The sequence below is a fragment of the Allopseudospirillum japonicum genome (assembly GCF_900108915.1).
Lineage (GTDB): Bacteria > Pseudomonadota > Gammaproteobacteria > Pseudomonadales > Halomonadaceae > Pseudospirillum > Pseudospirillum japonicum.
Window position 1 is genome coordinate 118772 of record NZ_FNYH01000007.1, and the last position, 16606, is coordinate 135377.

Below are 16606 nucleotides of genomic sequence, written 5' to 3' on the forward strand. Positions count from 1 at the left end.
GTCACTGGGGTGAGTTCAACACAGTTCTGTGAACACATGTTGACACTCGTTAAGTAGACTACAAAGTTCGTATGTGCGCTGCAACAAATTCTGTGACTATCGGGTTCACCAAATGTGCGTGTGTTATCGGTGCCATGTGGCCGCCGTCTACTTCAGCATATCCAGCTTGGGGAAAAATCTCGCGTAAGCGATGCATGACAGCCTGCGTGCTGGCCGGTGTTTGTTGGCCTTGCATTAACAAAATTGGGCACTGTAATTGTTGCAGATCCTCTGCACAGGTTGAGGCACTAAAAAGTGCATTAAAATCATCACAGACTTTGGTCATCCCACGAATAAAATACGCCTGTTGTGCCTCAGGCAAACGCGCAAAAGTGCCCTGTGTATTCCAGTAGTCAATAAAATGTGCAGCAGCCTGTGCCGGTTTTGTGTCCAGCTGGTCATGCAAGATCGCACTCAAGTCTTGTACCTCGCGGCGTGGCAGGCTATCGTGATCAAGCAGATAAAAGGCGACAGGCTCGAATAAAGTCATTGAAGCAATAGCTTCAGGAATTCGTGCAGCTAAGGCAAGTGCTGTTGCTGCACCATACGAATGACCAATAAGATGGACACGCACTTGTGCGGCGTCTTTTTCGAGGTGTGGGCGCTGTGCTTGGATTTGCTGATATACAACATCGACTTCCGTTGATAACTGGAAGTTCGCTTGGTTTGGGGGCGCAGCACTGCCATAGCCTAGTAAATCCAAGGCTAAATAGTCGACAATCTGTGTGTCTAGCTTGGATTTTGCTTGGGTTTGCCACGCTTGCATCAGCGGAATCCACTGAGCTTTACTGCTTAAAGAAGCATGGAGAAAAACCACTAAATCCTTGTCGATGACCATAGTCAGAACTCCTTAAAATCTTTGGGGATGAGAGTGACTCATTTGCTATTTAAGCTAACCTAGTTTTTTTAAGCAGTGAAGTTCACTTTTCGATTAATAAAACTAGGTACATTTCGTCTAGTGCGAATATCTGCATCTTATTTGACCTTAATCGACACTTAAAGCTAGAAAATACAACCAAAGTAGCATTTGTTGCAATGCAACAGGGGTTTTTAATGCAGGTGACATTTTGTCAACATTTGCGGATAAGTTGAGTGCTTTGCAACTTTCAGTAAAAATTGCTGGCGAATGTCACTGTTCAACATAGCTATCACACCACAGGATGCAGGGTGTAAAAGCAGGCTCGTGGTGTAGGTAGTGGGTTTAAGCTGTAAACCTTGTATCTAGGTATGCGCTAGATACCTCTTTGTGTGAGCCGTTTTCCCAAACGGTGCCCACGAAGTGAAATATCCATAAACGAAGGACACACACATGTCACATTATAATATTTATAACTTGGGACTCGACCGCAATGCAGCGAACTTTGCTGCTTTGACACCTCTTTCTTATCTGCAACGTGCTGCCAGTGTGTACCCTAATTACGTGGCGCAAAACCATCACGGCCAAGAGCGTACTTGGAAGGAAACTTACCAACGTTGTGTCCGTCTTGCTTCTGCACTCAATAAGTTAGGTGTAGGCAAGGGCACAACTGTGTCTTTTGTTGCTCCAAATATTTCGCCTTTGTTTGAAGCACACTTTGGTGTGCCCATGTCAGGTGCCGTATTAAATGCGATTAATACGCGCTTGGATGCTGAAGCAGTGTCTTTTATCTTGCAACACGCAGAAACTAAAGTACTTTTTGTCGATCGTGAGTTTTCTGAAGTTGTCTCTCGTGCTTTGAAACTCATGGGTAGCGCGCCGCGTCCTAAAGTCATTGATATTGATGATCCTTTTTATGAAGGTGGCGAGCTGCTAGGTGAGATGGATTACGAGGCGTTTCTCGCCACAGGTGATGACGACTTTGCCTGGGAAGGCCCGCAAGATGAGTGGGATGCGATCACCCTAAATTACACCTCAGGCACGACAGGTAACCCAAAAGGTGTGGTCTATCACCACCGTGGCGCTTATCTCAATGCGGCTTCTAATATTATCTCTTGGGATATGGGGCATCATCCTGTCTATCTGTGGACTTTGCCTATGTTCCATTGTAATGGCTGGTGCTTCCCTTGGAGTGTTGCAGCAGCAGCAGGGACTAGTGTTTCTTTGCGTCATGTCCGTGTTGATGAGATTTACAAATCCATTAAAGAATACAAGGCTAACCATTTCTGCGGCGCACCTATCGTATTAAATATGCTCAACAATGCAGATGACAGCATGAAAGCTGGCATTGAGCATGAAGTAAAAGTGATGACAGCCGGTGCTGCGCCGCCTGCCTCTGTCATTGAAGGTATGGAAAGCATGGGCTTTAAAGTGACGCACGTGTATGGCCTCACAGAAACTTATGGCCCGTGTGTTCTTTGTGAATGGCATAGTGAGTGGGACGAGAAACCTATCTCCGAGCGTGCTCGCTTAAAAGCCCGTCAAGGGGTGAAAGCACCTATGCAAGAAGGCCTGATGGTTGCGCATCCTGAAACCATGGAACCTGTGCCTCAAGATGGCAAAACTATGGGTGAAATTATGATGCGTGGTAACCTTGTGATGAAAGGTTACTTGAAAAACCCGCACACCACAGAAGAAGCTTTCCGAGGCGGCTGGTTCCACTCTGGGGACTTAGCGGTGTGGCATCCAGATGGCTATGTTGAGATCAAAGATAGATCAAAAGACATTATTATCTCAGGTGGTGAAAACATTTCTTCTATTGAAGTAGAAGATGTGCTTTATCGTCACCCAGCGGTTTCGGAAGCGGCAGTGGTTGCACGTCCAGACGAAAAATGGGGCGAGACTCCTTGTGCTTTCGTGAACTTGCGCCCGGGAACAAGTGTGACAGAAGCAGAAATTATCCAGTTCTGTCGCGATAATATGGCGCACTTTAAAGCACCTAAAACCGTGATCTTTGGCGAATTACCGAAAACTTCAACTGGTAAAATCCAGAAGTTCATGTTGCGCGATCAAGCTAAAAGCCTATAAAAGCACCTTAGTCTTCGCATAAACGGCCAGCGGGCACCTTCTTATTGAGCAGGTGCCCGCTGTTTTTTGGGACATTAACAAGTAACACAGGCTAACAGATAAGCGTTAACCTAGGTTACGCATGGCACGTTTCATGATGGTGCTCACCAAGATCGCTAAAATAGCCAAAATAATCACCACTTTGACTGTATCAGCCGGCGCAATAACAAAAGTTGCACCGACACCTGCAAACACGGCTGACCAATAAGGGTAATCTTCCTGAGTGCTGCGGCGTGCGCTTGGAATCAGGCAAGACAGACGCTCGAGTAAGCCTTTAATAAAAAATTGGTTCAATATCCAGAAAAGAAAACCGAAGGCAGGTAACCACATGCCATAGGTGACGTCGTTATACATTGAGTTCTCTCCGTCCTCTTTAATAGGGACCTAGCTTAGCTTTGACTACAACCAGCGCATCAGGACACCAGCTCCAGCCACCATAAAATCTGCGTCGCCTATTATGGCCTTGATTAAGGTGCTCTGGCTAGCCCTTAATCAGTTACAAAAACTGACATAAGTAAAAGCATTTAAGATTAACTTAAGTTAGCGCTTCTAAGCTAAGGTACTTATCTTCCGTTGTCATTTGGGTGCCTATGTCTTTTTATCGCGTATTGATACCCGTTTTCCTACTTTTGGGTGCTAGTGCTGCCAGCACCAGCTTAGGCATTGATGAAGCACTAGCACATTACTTTTTTGATCAAACCACAGGGGTTTGGCCTTGGCGTCATGCTTGGCTAACTTCCGAGCTATTACATCAAGATGCACGCTACTTTTTTATGACAGTCTATGGTCTGCTGATCATGATGGCTGCGTATTATTACTACAAACATCCCCAGCATCCCAACAGAAACATCATGAATTACCTGCTGATTACCCTTGTGACCAGTCTTGTGAGCGTGAGTCTGTTAAAAAAAGTCACGCATCTGCCTTGTCCGTGGGATGTAGCGACTTTTGGTGGCCGATGGCCAGAAACACCTGCTTGGTGGCAAATGTTTAGTCAGCAGTACCCCAAAGGTTATTGTTTTCCTGCAGGCCATGCATCCAGTGGATGGGCCAGCTTAGGCTTATATTTTATTGCACCTTATTATTCTAAAAAAATACGCTGGTGCTTTTATCTTTCAGTCCCTTTCGTCAGCTTAATTTTAGGTTTTGCGCAACAAATGCGTGGAGCACATTTTTTATCCCATGATTTAGCAACTTGTGCACTTTGTTATGCCATTGCCGCAATAACAGCCTATTTTTATCCTCCTGTTTCCTCAATTACAACATCTTTACGGTAATGATTATGAAGCTATATAAAGATTCTCGTCTATCTTTGTTGTTTTGGTTTAGTGGGTTTTATTTTATATTGATGACCTGTGTACGCTTTGGGTTGGTTTCATTTAGCTTTGATCAAGTGGAAATGACTGCACATCAATATTTTCAAGTATTCTTTTATGGAATATTATCTGATATAGGATTTTTAAGTTACTTTATTATCCCTTTTATCCTTTACATTTTTTTGATGCCTAAAAAGATTTGGCAAACTCGCGTGCATTACGGCCTTGTATATCTTGTGAGCTTTGCACTTATTTACGCAAGCTATTTTATTTGTGTTGCAGAGTTTCTCTTTTGGGAAGAGTTTAGTAGCCGATTTAATTTTATTGCAGTCGATTACCTAGTCTATCGACATGAGGTTTCACAAAATATCCAAGAGTCCTATCCTGTTATTTGGATATTAGGAGTGATTCTTATTTTTAGCTTAGGGACACTGGCATTAGCAAAGCCGAGCATTAAGGTAAGTCGCTATGCTAAAAAAACTAATTTCTCAACCACTTTTTTATTACTTTGCCTACCTGTTGTCAGCTATATAGCTCTTAATCAACAAAGTCATCAAATAAGCCAAAACCGTTATCTTAATGAGCTTGCTGCAAATGGCCCTTATCAGTTTGTTGCTGCCTTTCGGAATAATGAATTAAAGTATCAAGATTTTTATTTGCAAACCTCGTCACAGGTGCTAGCACAGAACTTGCAAGAAGAAATTAAAAGTTATATGCCATCAAGTCATTGGATTAAATCACCGGGTCTAGAGATTCGTCATCAAGTAACACCACCCAATCATCCGCTAGGTTTTAAAAACCTTGTCTTGGTCACGGTCGAAAGTTTAAGCGCAGATTTTCTTGGTTATTTTGGTAACCCACAAGGATTAACACCAAATTTAGATCAATTGGCAAGCTCAGGAATTGTTTTTAGTAATACCTATGCCACTGGATCACGCACCACACGTGGTTTAGAAGCTATTAGCTTATCTATTCCACCAACGCCCGGACGCTCCCTAGTCAAAAGGCCGGAACAAACAACGCACTATTCTATAGGGTCTGAATTTATTCAACGTGGTTATGATACAAAATTCTTTTATGGTGGACGTGGTTATTTCGATAATATGAATAGCTTTTTCTCACATAATGGTTTTCGTATTCTTGATCAAACAGATCTTAGAGAAGAGGAAATTGGTTTTAGTAACGCTTGGGGTGTCGCTGATGAGTTTTTATACCATCGATTAATTAAAGAAGCGAATCAAGATTATCAAAAGGGAAAGAATTTTTTTTATTATGTCATGACCACCTCAAATCACCGCCCCTACACTTTTCCTAAAGGACGCATTGATTTGCCAACAGGCTCGCGTGAGGCTGCAGTAAAATATACAGACTGGGCAATAGGTGATTTTATAACGCAAGCACAGCAGCAACCTTGGTTTGATGATACCTTATTTGTCTTTATTGCGGACCACTGTGCATCAAGTGCGGGACGCCAAGATTTAGAAGTCAGCAAGCATCATATTCCTTGGATTATGTATGCACCCAAGAAACTAGCCCCTCAAGATATTCAGTATATGAGCAGTCAGATTGACGTGGCTCCTAGTATTTATGCATTATTTGGCTTTAAGTATACAAGCCAGTTTTTTGGTTATAATGTCTTTTCTGCAAAAGAAACACCACAGTTAGGGCGAGCTTTAATTGCTAACTATCAATATCTTGGTTTGTTGCAAGATCTGGGGAATCAGGGCACAGTGCTGACTTATTTAAAACCACAAGCACAAGTGACTGCAATTAAACACCCACGTACGCAGGCTGAGTTTATACCCACAGAGAATTGGCTAGTGCAGAGACTGCTTGCCTACTATCAGGGAGCAGCAGAGTTATATGAAGAGCATAAACTGAATTGGAAGCTACCTTATCCTGTTGAATTAAGGTATTAAGCTCAATTCAGATTATAAGGGTTTTTCTTAGCAAAGACTGTCTTTGGCAGTCTTCTTTTATTTATAAGCGCTCGTGCTCAGGCACATAAGTCACTTTTAGGGTTTTTAATCCTAAAGCTTGTAGCATCTTTGCTTGTACACGTGCAATTTCTTGTTCACTGGTATAAGGCCCGACATAAATCACTACTAAACCATTGCGCTCGCGTGTATAAGCGGCTAACTCTAAGCTTTGTAAGCGTTGAATTAAATTATTGGCATTGGCTTGCGATTGGAAGCTAGCAACTTGAATACTCCAAGCTTGGGGAGCTTGCGGTGGATTTTGATTTTTTTCGGCACCTGAATGGGCGCTAATTACCGAAAGCAGAGGATCATTAGGTGGCGTTGGCGTTGGCGTTGGCGTTGGCGTTGGCGTTGGCGTTGGCGTTGGCGTTGGCGTTGGCGTTGGCGTTGCGACAAATTCAGGTTCGGGCAAGGGGGCTATTTGCATTTCCGGTGGTGTAGGAATATCTGTTGGCTCGACGACAGGTTCAGGGATAAACGCAGTTAACGGCTCGCTGGATTGTGTCGTTGCTTTTTCATCAGGAGCCAAAGCTTCCGCAGGTGCGGCATTTGCTGGTGTTAAATCAGCGCTTTGTATCTCTTTGGGTGCAAGTGCTGCTTGTACCTCCTCTGGTGGTGCTTCAGGCACAAAAATAGGATGCGGAATAGGCGGCGTTTCCCTTGGCTGGCTAAGCAATAGAGGTAGAGTCAGTATGCCAGTGCCTAAAAGCACTAGGGCACCTAGGATACGTTCTTGTAGACCATATTTCATTGAAAACGCTACCTCTATAAACCTTAATCTGTACTTGCTAATACATCAGCAAGCAGCCCTGCCAGTGTGAAAAAAGATCCTAACACCAAGACTTCGTCAAAGGCTTGTATTTTTAATTGTGCGTGTGCTTTTTGATAAGCGCTTTGTGGATCAGTCACTTGTGCTAAGACCCGCCCCCCTTGGGCCTGAACGATATGGGCAAGGGTTTGGGCACTTGCTGCGCGTGCTAAGGGCAAATCTGTGGTGATCCACGCTTGGATATAAGGTGTCAGCGCTTTAACCACACCAGCTTGATCTTTATCAGACATCATACCTAAAATGGCCAGCCGACGTGTTTTTGTCTTTAAGTGCTGTGCAATGTAACTGGCAGCATGAGGATTGTGGGCTACATCCAGTAACCAAGGTCCATGGCGTTGTAAGCGCCCTGTCAGTTGCGCTTGAGCAACAGCGGCTTGTATTTGTGCTTGCGTGATCGGATAGCCGGTCAGTAAAAAAGCCTGCAAACTAGTGGCTGCATTGGGATAAGGTAACTTGGGATAAGGCAGCTGGGTAAAGCATTTTCCTTGCGTATTCGACCATTGCCAAGTCTCGCCGTTAGAAGTTTGGATAAACTCCTTACCGAGTTGATAGACAGGAGTATGTAAGTCTTGTGCGCATTGAAAAATCCGTTCTGGCATAGACTCACTGCCAAGGACTAAAGGGCGATGCGCGCGTGCAATGCCTACTTTGGCATACGCGATTTCTTGTAAATCTGTACCCAGCCAATCGGCATGATCTAGTGCAATGCTGGTGACAACTGCAATATCTGCATCAATTAAATTGACCGCATCTAAGCGTCCACCTAAGCCAACTTCTAACAAGGCGATATCCAGTGCACTTTGCTGGAAGATTAAACAAGCGGCCAAGGTACCAAACTCAAAATAAGTAAGACTTGTATGTCCACGTGCTGCTTCAATGCGTGCAAATGCCTGCACAATCTCGGTATCGCTGACTTCCTGCCCTTGTACACGTATGCGTTCGTTGTAACGCAAAAAATGCGGCGACGTGTAAGTCCCGACTTTTATACCCGCTTGTAGGCTAAGTTGCTCTAAATAGGCAAGGCTAGAACCTTTCCCATTGGTACCGGCTACGCTAATAACTTTGTGTGCCAAAGGTTGTGCTTGAGGGCCTATTAAATTGAGCTTCAAAGCGACCGTGCGGATACGCTCAAGCCCCAAATCAATCTGGTTTGGATGTAAATTCTCTAAGTAGTCTAGCCAAGTTGCTAAACTGGCATGGGCATGGGGCGCAGACATAGAAAAATGGGCTCAAGTGAAAGTGCAATCAAAAAGAGAAGAATTTGCCTTCTTTAGCAAGGGCACAAGAAGGCAAGTGAGTGATTAGAAATCTTTCGGTGGTTCTGGCAAAGCTTCGGTGGTTTCTTCATTGGTCTCTTTTGAGAGAAACTCTTCCGTTGCCAGTTCAGGGGCATGGGTCAATTTACGTAAAATACCACCGATTTTGGCTCTTAGTTCGTGGCGATGAACAATCATATCCAAGGCACCATGCTCAAGTAAAAACTCAGAACGCTGGAAGCCTTCCGGGAGTTTCTCGCGCACAGTTTGCTCAATCACTCGTGGGCCAGCAAAGCCGATTAATGCATTCGGTTCGGCAATATTTAAATCCCCCAGCATGGCTAAGGAGGCAGAAACGCCACCAAATACAGGGTCTGTCATCACTGAAATAAAAGGAACACCTGCCTGTTTGAGCTTTTCTAGTGCGGCAGAAGTTTTCGCCATTTGCATTAAGGAAAACAAAGCTTCTTGCATCCGTGCGCCACCGCTGGCAGCAAAACAAACGAAAGGAATCTGCTTTTCTAACGCTAGATTGGCGGCACGTACAAAGCGCTCACCAACGATAGCGCCCATAGAACCACCCATAAAGTTAAACTCAAATGCACAGGCCACCACAGGCAAACCATTGAGTGTCCCCTGCATCACAACGAGCGCGTCTTTTTCTTGAGTTTCTTTCTGCGCTGCGGCTAGACGATCTTTATACTTCTTGGAATCTTTAAATTTTAACCGATCTGTCGGTTCTAACTCGGCGGCGATTTCTTGCGTAGAATCGGCATCTAAGAAAACGGTAAGACGCTTACGTGCAGATAAACGCATATGGTGATCGCATTTAGGGCAGACATTTAAATGCTTTTCCAATTCAGGGCGATATAACACAGAGTCACACTTGGGACATTTGCGCCATAAACCTTCAGGAACATTGGTGCGTCTATCTTTACGCTCAGAACGCATGATAGAGGGAACAATTTTGGTTAGCCAGCTGCTCATGTGTAGAAAACCTAGTCTAAAAAACGAGCGCCTTTAAACCCTAAAGGATTTAAAGGCACAAATAAGAAAACAAAATTAGCGTGCATCCATTGCTTGACGCATGGCCGCTAAAGTGGTTTGTAATGCGTCACTAATGGCCTCAGGTGTGCTTTGTAAATCAGCAATTTGATTGACTAAGGCACTGCCTACAATCACGCCATCGGCAACTTGGGCAACTTGGGCTGCACTGGTTGCATCACGAATCCCAAAGCCAACGGCAATAGGTAGGGAGGTTAGTTGACGCAAAGTTTGCATTTTAGCGGCCACTGCCTCGACATCCAAGGCAGCTGAGCCGGTAACCCCTTTTAACGACACATAATATAAATAACCTTGACCAGAGGCAGCAATTTTGCAGATGCGCTCATCGGAAGTGGTCGGGGCAATCAGATAAATCATATCCAAGCCAGCGGCGGTAAAAAGCGGCTGTACAGCTTGGGCTTCTTCTGGTGGTAAATCGACAGTGAGCACGCCATCAACACCCGCTTGCGCAGCTGCTTGAGTGAAGTCTGCATACCCCATCGCCTCGATAGGGTTTAGATAACCCATTAGGACAATCGGTGTGGTTTGGTTATGTTGGCGAAATTCATGAACAATCGCTAGCACATCGCGCAAACGTGTTCCCGCAGCGAGCGCACGCTCACAGGCTTTTTGAATGACAGGGCCATCTGCCATAGGGTCGGAAAAAGGTACGCCGAGTTCGATAATATCAGCACCGCCAGCCACTAAGGCATGCATATAAGCGAGTGTATGTTGCGGATGTGGGTCACCTGCGGTGATATAAGGAATCAGCGCCTTTTTACCAGCAAGTTGCTGAAAGCAAGTTTGAATACGTGACATAAATAAGATTTCCTCAGGGCTTGTCCGCACCTTAAGAAAGTGCGGGCAAGTAGCTAAGCGGATCGCGGACGCTAGATTTTCAAGCCATCCAAACGGGCAACGGTGTGAATATCTTTATCACCACGCCCAGATAAATTGACAATGATATGCTCATCAGTACGCATCTTAGGCGCTAGCTGCTTGGCATAGGCTAAGGCATGGCTAGATTCTAAAGCAGGAATAATTCCTTCAACATGGCATAAATCATGGAAGGCTTCCAAGACTTCTTGGTCGGTTGCCACAACATAGTTCACACGGCCGATATCTTTGAGATAAGCATGTTCCGGACCTACTCCAGGGTAGTCTAAGCCTGCAGAAATGGAGTGGGTTTCGATAATTTGCCCTGCATCATCTTCCATTAAATAGGTACGGTTGCCGTGCAATACGCCGGGTCGACCAGCATTTAAAGGTGCGGCATGGCGTCCGGTTTCTAAACCATCGCCCCCTGCTTCCACACCATACATGGCCACTTGCTCATCTTCTAGGAAAGGATGGAACAAGCCAATCGCATTCGAACCACCGCCAACACAAGCAATTAGCGCATCCGGTAAACGCCCGATTTGTTCCAAAGACTGGCGACGGGCCTCACGCCCAACAATCGCATTAAAATCACGTACCAACTGGGGATAAGGGTGCGGCCCTGCAACTGTGCCTATGATATAGAAGGTTTCTTCTACATTGGTTACCCAATCGCGCATGGCTTCGTTCATGGCATCTTTGAGTGTGCGCGAGCCGGATGTGACGGGAATCACTTCGGCCCCGAGCAGGCGCATCCGGTAGACATTGAGTTTTTGACGCTCAACATCATCTGCCCCCATATAGACTTGGCATTGTAGACCAAAACGAGCAGCCACTGTGGCAGTAGCAACCCCATGTTGGCCTGCACCAGTTTCTGCAATCACACGCTTTTTGCCAGAATGCTTGGCCAGCAAGGCTTGGCCAATCGTGTTATTAATTTTATGTGCGCCTGTATGGTTAAGGTCTTCCCGCTTGAGCCAAATCTGCGCACCACCGAGTGCTTCTGACCAACGCTGTGCAGGGTACAAAGGCGAAGGACGCCCGACATAGTGGGCAAGATCACGGTCAAATTCAGCTTGAAACTCAGGATCTTGGCTGAGTTCTTGATACATTTTTGTTAAATGCTCAAGTGCATAGCTGAGTGTCTCGGAAACAAAACGTCCCCCGTAAGGACCAAAATGACCTTGCGCATCCGGGAGGTTCGCTAGGCGCTGAAGCTGTGTTTGAGATTGGCTGTTATTGGGCACTGCTCACACCTCGTATAAATGCATGAATTTTTTCGGGGTCTTTAATCCCTTTATCAATTTCTACACCGCCTGAAACATCAACGGCATAAGGGCGCACGCGTTGGATGGCACGTTCGATATTATCGCAGTTTAGACCGCCTGCCAGAATTAAAGGACAAGGCAAATCTGCGGGAATACGACGCCAATCAAAGGTTTCCCCTGTACCTCCGGGAGTACCTGGGGTATAAGCATCGACTAAAATACCACAGGCGCTTAAAGGTGTTGCTTGTAAATAAGGTAAAATACTGGCTTTTAAATCTAAATTAGGGCGCATACGCAGCGCCTTAATCCAAGGACGGTTGAAGCTGGCACAAAACTCAGCGGTTTCATCCCCATGGAATTGCAAACAGCTTAAAGGCACAGTGCGCAAACACTCGTTTACCTCTTGCGCGCTGGCATTGACGAATAGGCCTACACTGGTCACAAAAGGTGGCAGGCTATGTACAATGTCAGCCGCTTGCGCATAAGTGAGTGCGCGCGGGCTAGGTGAATAAAAGACAAAACCCAAGGCATCAGCACCGGCAATAATGGCGCTATGGGCATCTTCTATGCGGGTGATGCCGCAAATTTTTACACGTGTACGCATCAATCAGACTCTAGGAGGCTGCAGAGGTTGCAGCACGGGTTTGAGGACGTTGCCAGCTAGGGTCAAGTGCTGGGTAGGGTGCATCTATCCCTTGATCGCCGAGCAAAGTGAGATAATGCGGGCCGAGTGGCTCGCAGGGGAAATCATATTCAGGGGCATACAGGGAAGCCACAAAATGCAAACCATGTGGTGGTGCTGTCATACCACTTTGAGTACGGTCGCGAATTTGTAAAAGTGTTTGTGTCCAAGTGACAGGCGCTTCATCAACACCTATTTTCAGCAAGACGCCTGCAATATTACGGATCATATGATGTAAGAAAGCATTGGCTTGGACATCAATCACAATAAGATCCCCTGCTTGCCAAACGCGAATAAAATGCAATTTACGCCACGGCGTTTTCGATTGACAGCCAGCAGCGCGGAAGGAAGAAAAATCGTGTTCTCCCACTAAAGCCTGTGCTGCCTGATGCATTTTATCGACATCTAAAGGCTTAGGCCACCAAGTCATTTGATCATGCAAGAGTGCAGGTTTCACCTTGTGGTTATAAATGACATAGCGATAACGACGTGCAATGGCGCAATAACGTGCATGAAAGTCTGCGGGGACTTGCTTGGCCCAACGCACGCGAATATCTGCCGGTAAAGCTGTATTGGTACCAAAGACCCAAGCTTTTTCAGAGCGAGGCACAGGGCTATCAAAATGCACGATTTGGCTACTGGCATGGACGCCGGTATCTGTACGCCCAGAGCAGGTCACCTGAATCGGCACACGCGCAATTTTGCTTAATGCAGCTTCTAAGTGATCTTGTACACTGGCAATACCGGCTTGTTGCGTTTGCCATCCATGATAAGCACTGCCTAAATATTCGATACTTAAAGCAAAGCGCCCTTGCTGGGGCTGATCATCAAAGGGTAAAAAGGCGTCACGCCGAATTGACATCGGATGGGCTACCTATCTTGTGTCTAGTCTAAAGTGAGTTGGTATCGCAAAGATGCCATAGGGCAGGGCAGCAGCTTGTAGCGCACTGCCCTGGTCCTGTGAACTAGCCGAGGCTTTTTGGCAATTTGTCGAGAACCTCTTGTGCGTTTTGTACTAAGCTGGCATCGCCTTTTTCCATCACTAGAGTGAGGATTTCACGCGCCCCCTCAGTATCGCCCATGTCGGCATAAGCACGCGCAAGCTCTAACTGAGATTCTAAATCTTCCTCAGGCGCAGCATCAAAATTCAATAAATCTGCACCTAGGTTAAGATTATCTAACTCGCTGAGGTCCATATCCTGCCCGAAAGCATCGAGTTCATCGAGATTATCGAGTTCAGGAAGTTTTTCTTCGTTGCCAGCGCCGGTTGGTGCTTGTGTCTCAGTAAGCGAGGGGCTAGGTTCGGATGCTTGGCTGGCTGGAGGCTTTTCTTGGGCGGCAACCTCTAGTTGATCCAACTCATCGAGTAAGGCCTCACCTGCATCAAACGCTGTGTCGTCTAGGTTAGTATCACTTAGGTCTAAGTCTAACCCGAGCGCATTGGCTTCTTCTTGTAAGTTCTCACCCAGAGAGAAAGGGTCTGGGTCTGCAAGATCTGTTTCCTTGGTTTCAGGGACGGCATCTCCAAGATCAAAATCTAGATTAGTGCCTAAATCCTCACTGAGGTGGTCTTCTACATGGGTGGCAGAAGCAGCATCAAGTTCACCAAAGTCTAAATTTCCTAAATCTGTATCTAGGTTGGTCTCTTCTGCTGCATCAAAAGGATCTGCTTCGCCAAAATCCAAGCCATCTAAGGCATCCTTAGGTTGGGCAAGGGTATTTTGGGGTGGGAAATCTTCTACCTCAGCATCAAAGTCCATTTCCAGACCAGAGGTTGAAGGTAATTCTTCCTCATGATGAGCGGATGTTTCTGCAAAAGCATCCGAACCTTCTAGATCTAAATCATCTAGGGCATCGAAATCGCTTTTAGCTGGGGCTTGTGCCTGTGTTGAGGAGGCGGTTTCCGCTGGTGTAGCAGGCGCATCATCGAAATCTAGGCTATCCAGATCTGCAAAGGCTTCACCGAGATCCAAATCCAACTCGCCAAGCTCGGCCATATCATCTAGCCCCAAATCTTGATCCAAATCTGTGACAGGAGGTTGAGGCGCTGGCGTGGCTTCGTCCTCTTCCATTTTGGAAAGATCTTTTTCGAGTACTTCTTGGCTTAAGGCTTGGCTTGCACCAAAGGCAGCTAAACCAGCTGCTGCAGTGGCTACAGGGGCTGCTTGACCACTAGCGCGGCTTTCTGCCAAGCGTTCTGCTAAAGCATCAGCAAGTTGACGTGCTCGGCTATCGGCTTGGGAATCACCCAAGCGTGCGAGGGCTTGTTGGGCTTTTTGGAAGCCAGCTTCATCTTCTAAATCCACCAGAACTTCTAAGCGTTTTAAGTGCAAGCTGGTTTGCTCTGGCATCTCTTGTAGCGCCTGCTCTAGCAATTCAGCGGCTTGCGCACTGCGGCTGTAGGCAATGTACATATCCGCTTCACTCAGCACTTGCTGGACGCGCTGAGAACCACGAGAAGGCGCTGGCGCGGTGTTTTGTTCTGCAGTTTTGCTCGGCTGAGGTTTGCTAGGTGCTTCATCTAAAGTGTCGAGCGCATCTAAATTGGCATCAAAGCTATCTAAGCCTTCGATATTTAAACCTTCAAAGGCGGGGGCTGCCTCAGTAGCTGCTTGAGGCTTTGTTTTATCTTGGTTAGCTACTGAAGCGAGCGGCTTTTTTGCAGCGGTTTCTTGTCCTTTTTTATGCTGGATATCCAGATGCGCAAGATGCTCTTGCTCTTGATCTTCAGCAGCATGTTGACGGCGACGTTGTAAAACTTTTAAACCTAATAAAAGCGCTAAAATGGCAGCGCCACCACCGGCATAAAGTTCTAAGTCTTCCTCTAAACTAGTGAATAGAAAATCGAGCGGATCTTCCTGAGGGATAGGTTCTGGAATATAAGTCACAGGCGCGCGTGGGCGTACTGGCTCACTCGGTGCCGCTTGTGGTTGAGCTGGCGGCGTAAGGGCGGCTTGTGTAGGGGCTGCTTGCTGGGCTTGCTCAAGCTGTGTGTTGACGTTTTCTAGTTGCTGATCTTTCAACTTGAGCATGCGTTGCAAAGTGCTGATTTGCTCTTGCAAAGACGCAAGGCGCGAAGCCAATTCGTCACGCTCGCGTTGCGCCTGATCTAAATTTTCATTACTTAATGAAAGCTGCTGCTCCAGCTCGCTGATGCGTTGTACCTGTTGTGGGTTGCTTGCAGGAACCGGCGGGTTATTGTTTGCTTGATCATCCCCTGAAAGCGATAAACGCATGGGATTGGATGCAGGTGCTTGCGGTTCAGGGGGCGTCGCTGGGTTGCTGGCAGCTTGATTTTTAGGACGCGCTAGGAGTTCTTTTTGTAAATCAACCCAGGCTTGATTTTGTTGGTATACCTGACGTTCTGCTTCGGCCACACTCAGGGCGCGCATACTGGCAGCATCTGGAATATCCAAATAAAAGCCTGTCACCATGTTATTAATATTGCCATTAGGGAAAGCCTGAGGATTGGCTTTTTGAATCGCTAACATGGCTTGTTTGATGGTAATCGCCGCAGTTGGCCGATGCACCCGCGCAATACTCCAAAGGGTATCTTGCGCACCAATATAAATACGCTTGGGTTTGGACGCAGCGGCTTTGGGCGTATCCTGAGCAGGTGGTGGAGCCTGAGTGCGTGTCATCGAGGTTGTTGTAGGCACCTCAGTTGCGCTTTGTGCCACAGCATCTTGAATGGCTTGGGCTTCTGCCGCTACGGTTTGCTCAAGCGTTAAGGTGGTGACTTCTACACCGGTATTTTCCGCACGACGTATCTCAGGAGTAAACCCTGGAGGATCGATTAAAAAGGTATACTCACGCGTCAAACGCCCTTCGGGCCATTGTAATTCTACCAAGAACTGTAAAAAAGGCTCTTGAATCGGGTTATCACTGCTGACCACCACATAAGCTGGGGCTGTGGGGCTTGCACGCTGAATATCAAACTCTAACTGAGTTAAGAAAAATTGACGTTCCAACCCAGCACGAGCAAAAACTTCCTCACTGGCAAGTCGGATAAATAACTCTTTGTCTTGTAGTTGGTCTACATCATAAAGCGCAATGCGTGCTTTAAAAGGCTGGTTTAAGGCAGATTCAAGTTGTGCCTCGCCCAAACCAACAGCCAGCGCCATGGGGCTTGCGCTGAGACCTAAGCTAGCCAGTGCGGCGACCAGCGTACGAACCTTGGCGTGGTGTGTCCTCTGCATGGAATATAGCCCTGCTTAGTTATCTGCTGAACTGGATGTCAATCCATCCGTTAACTCAAAATTCTGAAAGTCATACCATCTAGGCTTTAGGGTATCGGCCATCCATTAATAAAATAGAGGTGATAAGCAAGCTGC

The 16606-nt window shown here is 46.4% G+C and carries 13 protein-coding genes; 3 read left to right on the forward strand and 10 right to left on the reverse strand.

Going from position 1 to position 16606, the window contains the following annotated elements:
* Positions 1 to 58: 58 nt before the first annotated feature.
* Positions 59 to 877, reverse strand: a complete 819-nt coding sequence (locus tag BMX05_RS08030) for an alpha/beta fold hydrolase (protein WP_093309865.1) — start codon at positions 875 to 877, stop codon at positions 59 to 61.
* A 471-nt stretch (positions 878 to 1348) separates the two neighbouring features.
* On the opposite strand from BMX05_RS08030, the gene BMX05_RS08035 reads away from it, so the two are divergent.
* Positions 1349 to 2983, forward strand: a complete 1635-nt coding sequence (locus BMX05_RS08035; RefSeq protein ID WP_093309868.1) for an acyl-CoA synthetase — start codon at positions 1349 to 1351, stop codon at positions 2981 to 2983.
* A 105-nt stretch (positions 2984 to 3088) separates the two neighbouring features.
* Here BMX05_RS08035 and BMX05_RS08040 read toward each other — a convergent pair whose 3' ends face one another.
* Positions 3089 to 3376: a hypothetical protein gene (locus BMX05_RS08040; protein WP_093309871.1), complete on the reverse strand. Its 288-nt coding sequence runs from the start codon at positions 3374 to 3376 to the stop codon at positions 3089 to 3091.
* A gap of 236 nt (positions 3377 to 3612) precedes the next feature.
* Here BMX05_RS08040 and BMX05_RS08045 point away from each other — a divergent pair, with 236 nt between their 5' ends.
* Together BMX05_RS08045 and BMX05_RS08050 are read left to right on the forward strand one after the other, a co-directional pair.
* Positions 3613 to 4299 carry a phosphatase PAP2 family protein gene (locus BMX05_RS08045; protein WP_093309875.1) on the forward strand — a complete coding sequence of 229 codons (687 nt, stop codon included), beginning with the start codon at positions 3613 to 3615 and terminating at the stop codon, positions 4297 to 4299.
* A 224-nt stretch (positions 4300 to 4523) separates the two neighbouring features.
* Positions 4524 to 6257 carry an LTA synthase family protein gene (locus BMX05_RS08050; protein WP_177166844.1) on the forward strand — a complete coding sequence of 578 codons (1734 nt, stop codon included), beginning with the start codon at positions 4524 to 4526 and terminating at the stop codon, positions 6255 to 6257.
* Between the two features lie 61 nt (positions 6258 to 6318).
* On the opposite strand, the gene BMX05_RS08055 is transcribed toward BMX05_RS08050, so the two are convergent.
* From BMX05_RS08055 to BMX05_RS08090, 8 genes are all read right to left on the reverse strand, one after another.
* The gene (locus BMX05_RS08055) at positions 6319 to 7068 is read right to left on the reverse strand and encodes an SPOR domain-containing protein (protein ID WP_093309881.1); all 750 of its coding nucleotides are present in this window, start codon (positions 7066 to 7068) and stop codon (positions 6319 to 6321) included.
* Positions 7069 to 7091: 23 nt separating this feature from the next.
* A complete protein-coding gene (gene folC, locus BMX05_RS08060; RefSeq protein ID WP_093309885.1) occupies positions 7092 to 8363 on the reverse strand; it encodes a bifunctional tetrahydrofolate synthase/dihydrofolate synthase in 1272 nt (423 codons plus the stop codon).
* Positions 8364 to 8447: 84 nt separating this feature from the next.
* On the reverse strand, positions 8448 to 9389 hold the full coding sequence (gene accD, locus BMX05_RS08065) for an acetyl-CoA carboxylase, carboxyltransferase subunit beta (RefSeq protein WP_093309890.1): 942 nt from the start codon (positions 9387 to 9389) through the stop codon (positions 8448 to 8450).
* A 75-nt stretch (positions 9390 to 9464) separates the two neighbouring features.
* A complete protein-coding gene (gene trpA / locus BMX05_RS08070) occupies positions 9465 to 10265 on the reverse strand; it encodes a tryptophan synthase subunit alpha (RefSeq protein WP_093309895.1) in 801 nt (266 codons plus the stop codon).
* Positions 10266 to 10336: 71 nt separating this feature from the next.
* Positions 10337 to 11569: a tryptophan synthase subunit beta gene (gene trpB, locus BMX05_RS08075; protein WP_093309900.1), complete on the reverse strand. Its 1233-nt coding sequence runs from the start codon at positions 11567 to 11569 to the stop codon at positions 10337 to 10339.
* The gene (locus BMX05_RS08080) at positions 11559 to 12194 is read right to left on the reverse strand and encodes a phosphoribosylanthranilate isomerase (RefSeq protein ID WP_218139012.1); all 636 of its coding nucleotides are present in this window, start codon (positions 12192 to 12194) and stop codon (positions 11559 to 11561) included. The genes trpB and BMX05_RS08080 overlap by 11 nt, the downstream gene beginning before the upstream one ends.
* A gap of 10 nt (positions 12195 to 12204) precedes the next feature.
* Entirely contained in the window at positions 12205 to 13134 is a 930-nt protein-coding gene (truA, locus tag BMX05_RS08085) for a tRNA pseudouridine(38-40) synthase TruA (protein WP_093309906.1), read from the reverse strand.
* A gap of 103 nt (positions 13135 to 13237) precedes the next feature.
* Entirely contained in the window at positions 13238 to 16471 is a 3234-nt protein-coding gene (locus BMX05_RS08090) for a FimV/HubP family polar landmark protein (protein WP_093309910.1), read from the reverse strand.
* Positions 16472 to 16606 lie beyond the last annotated feature (135 nt).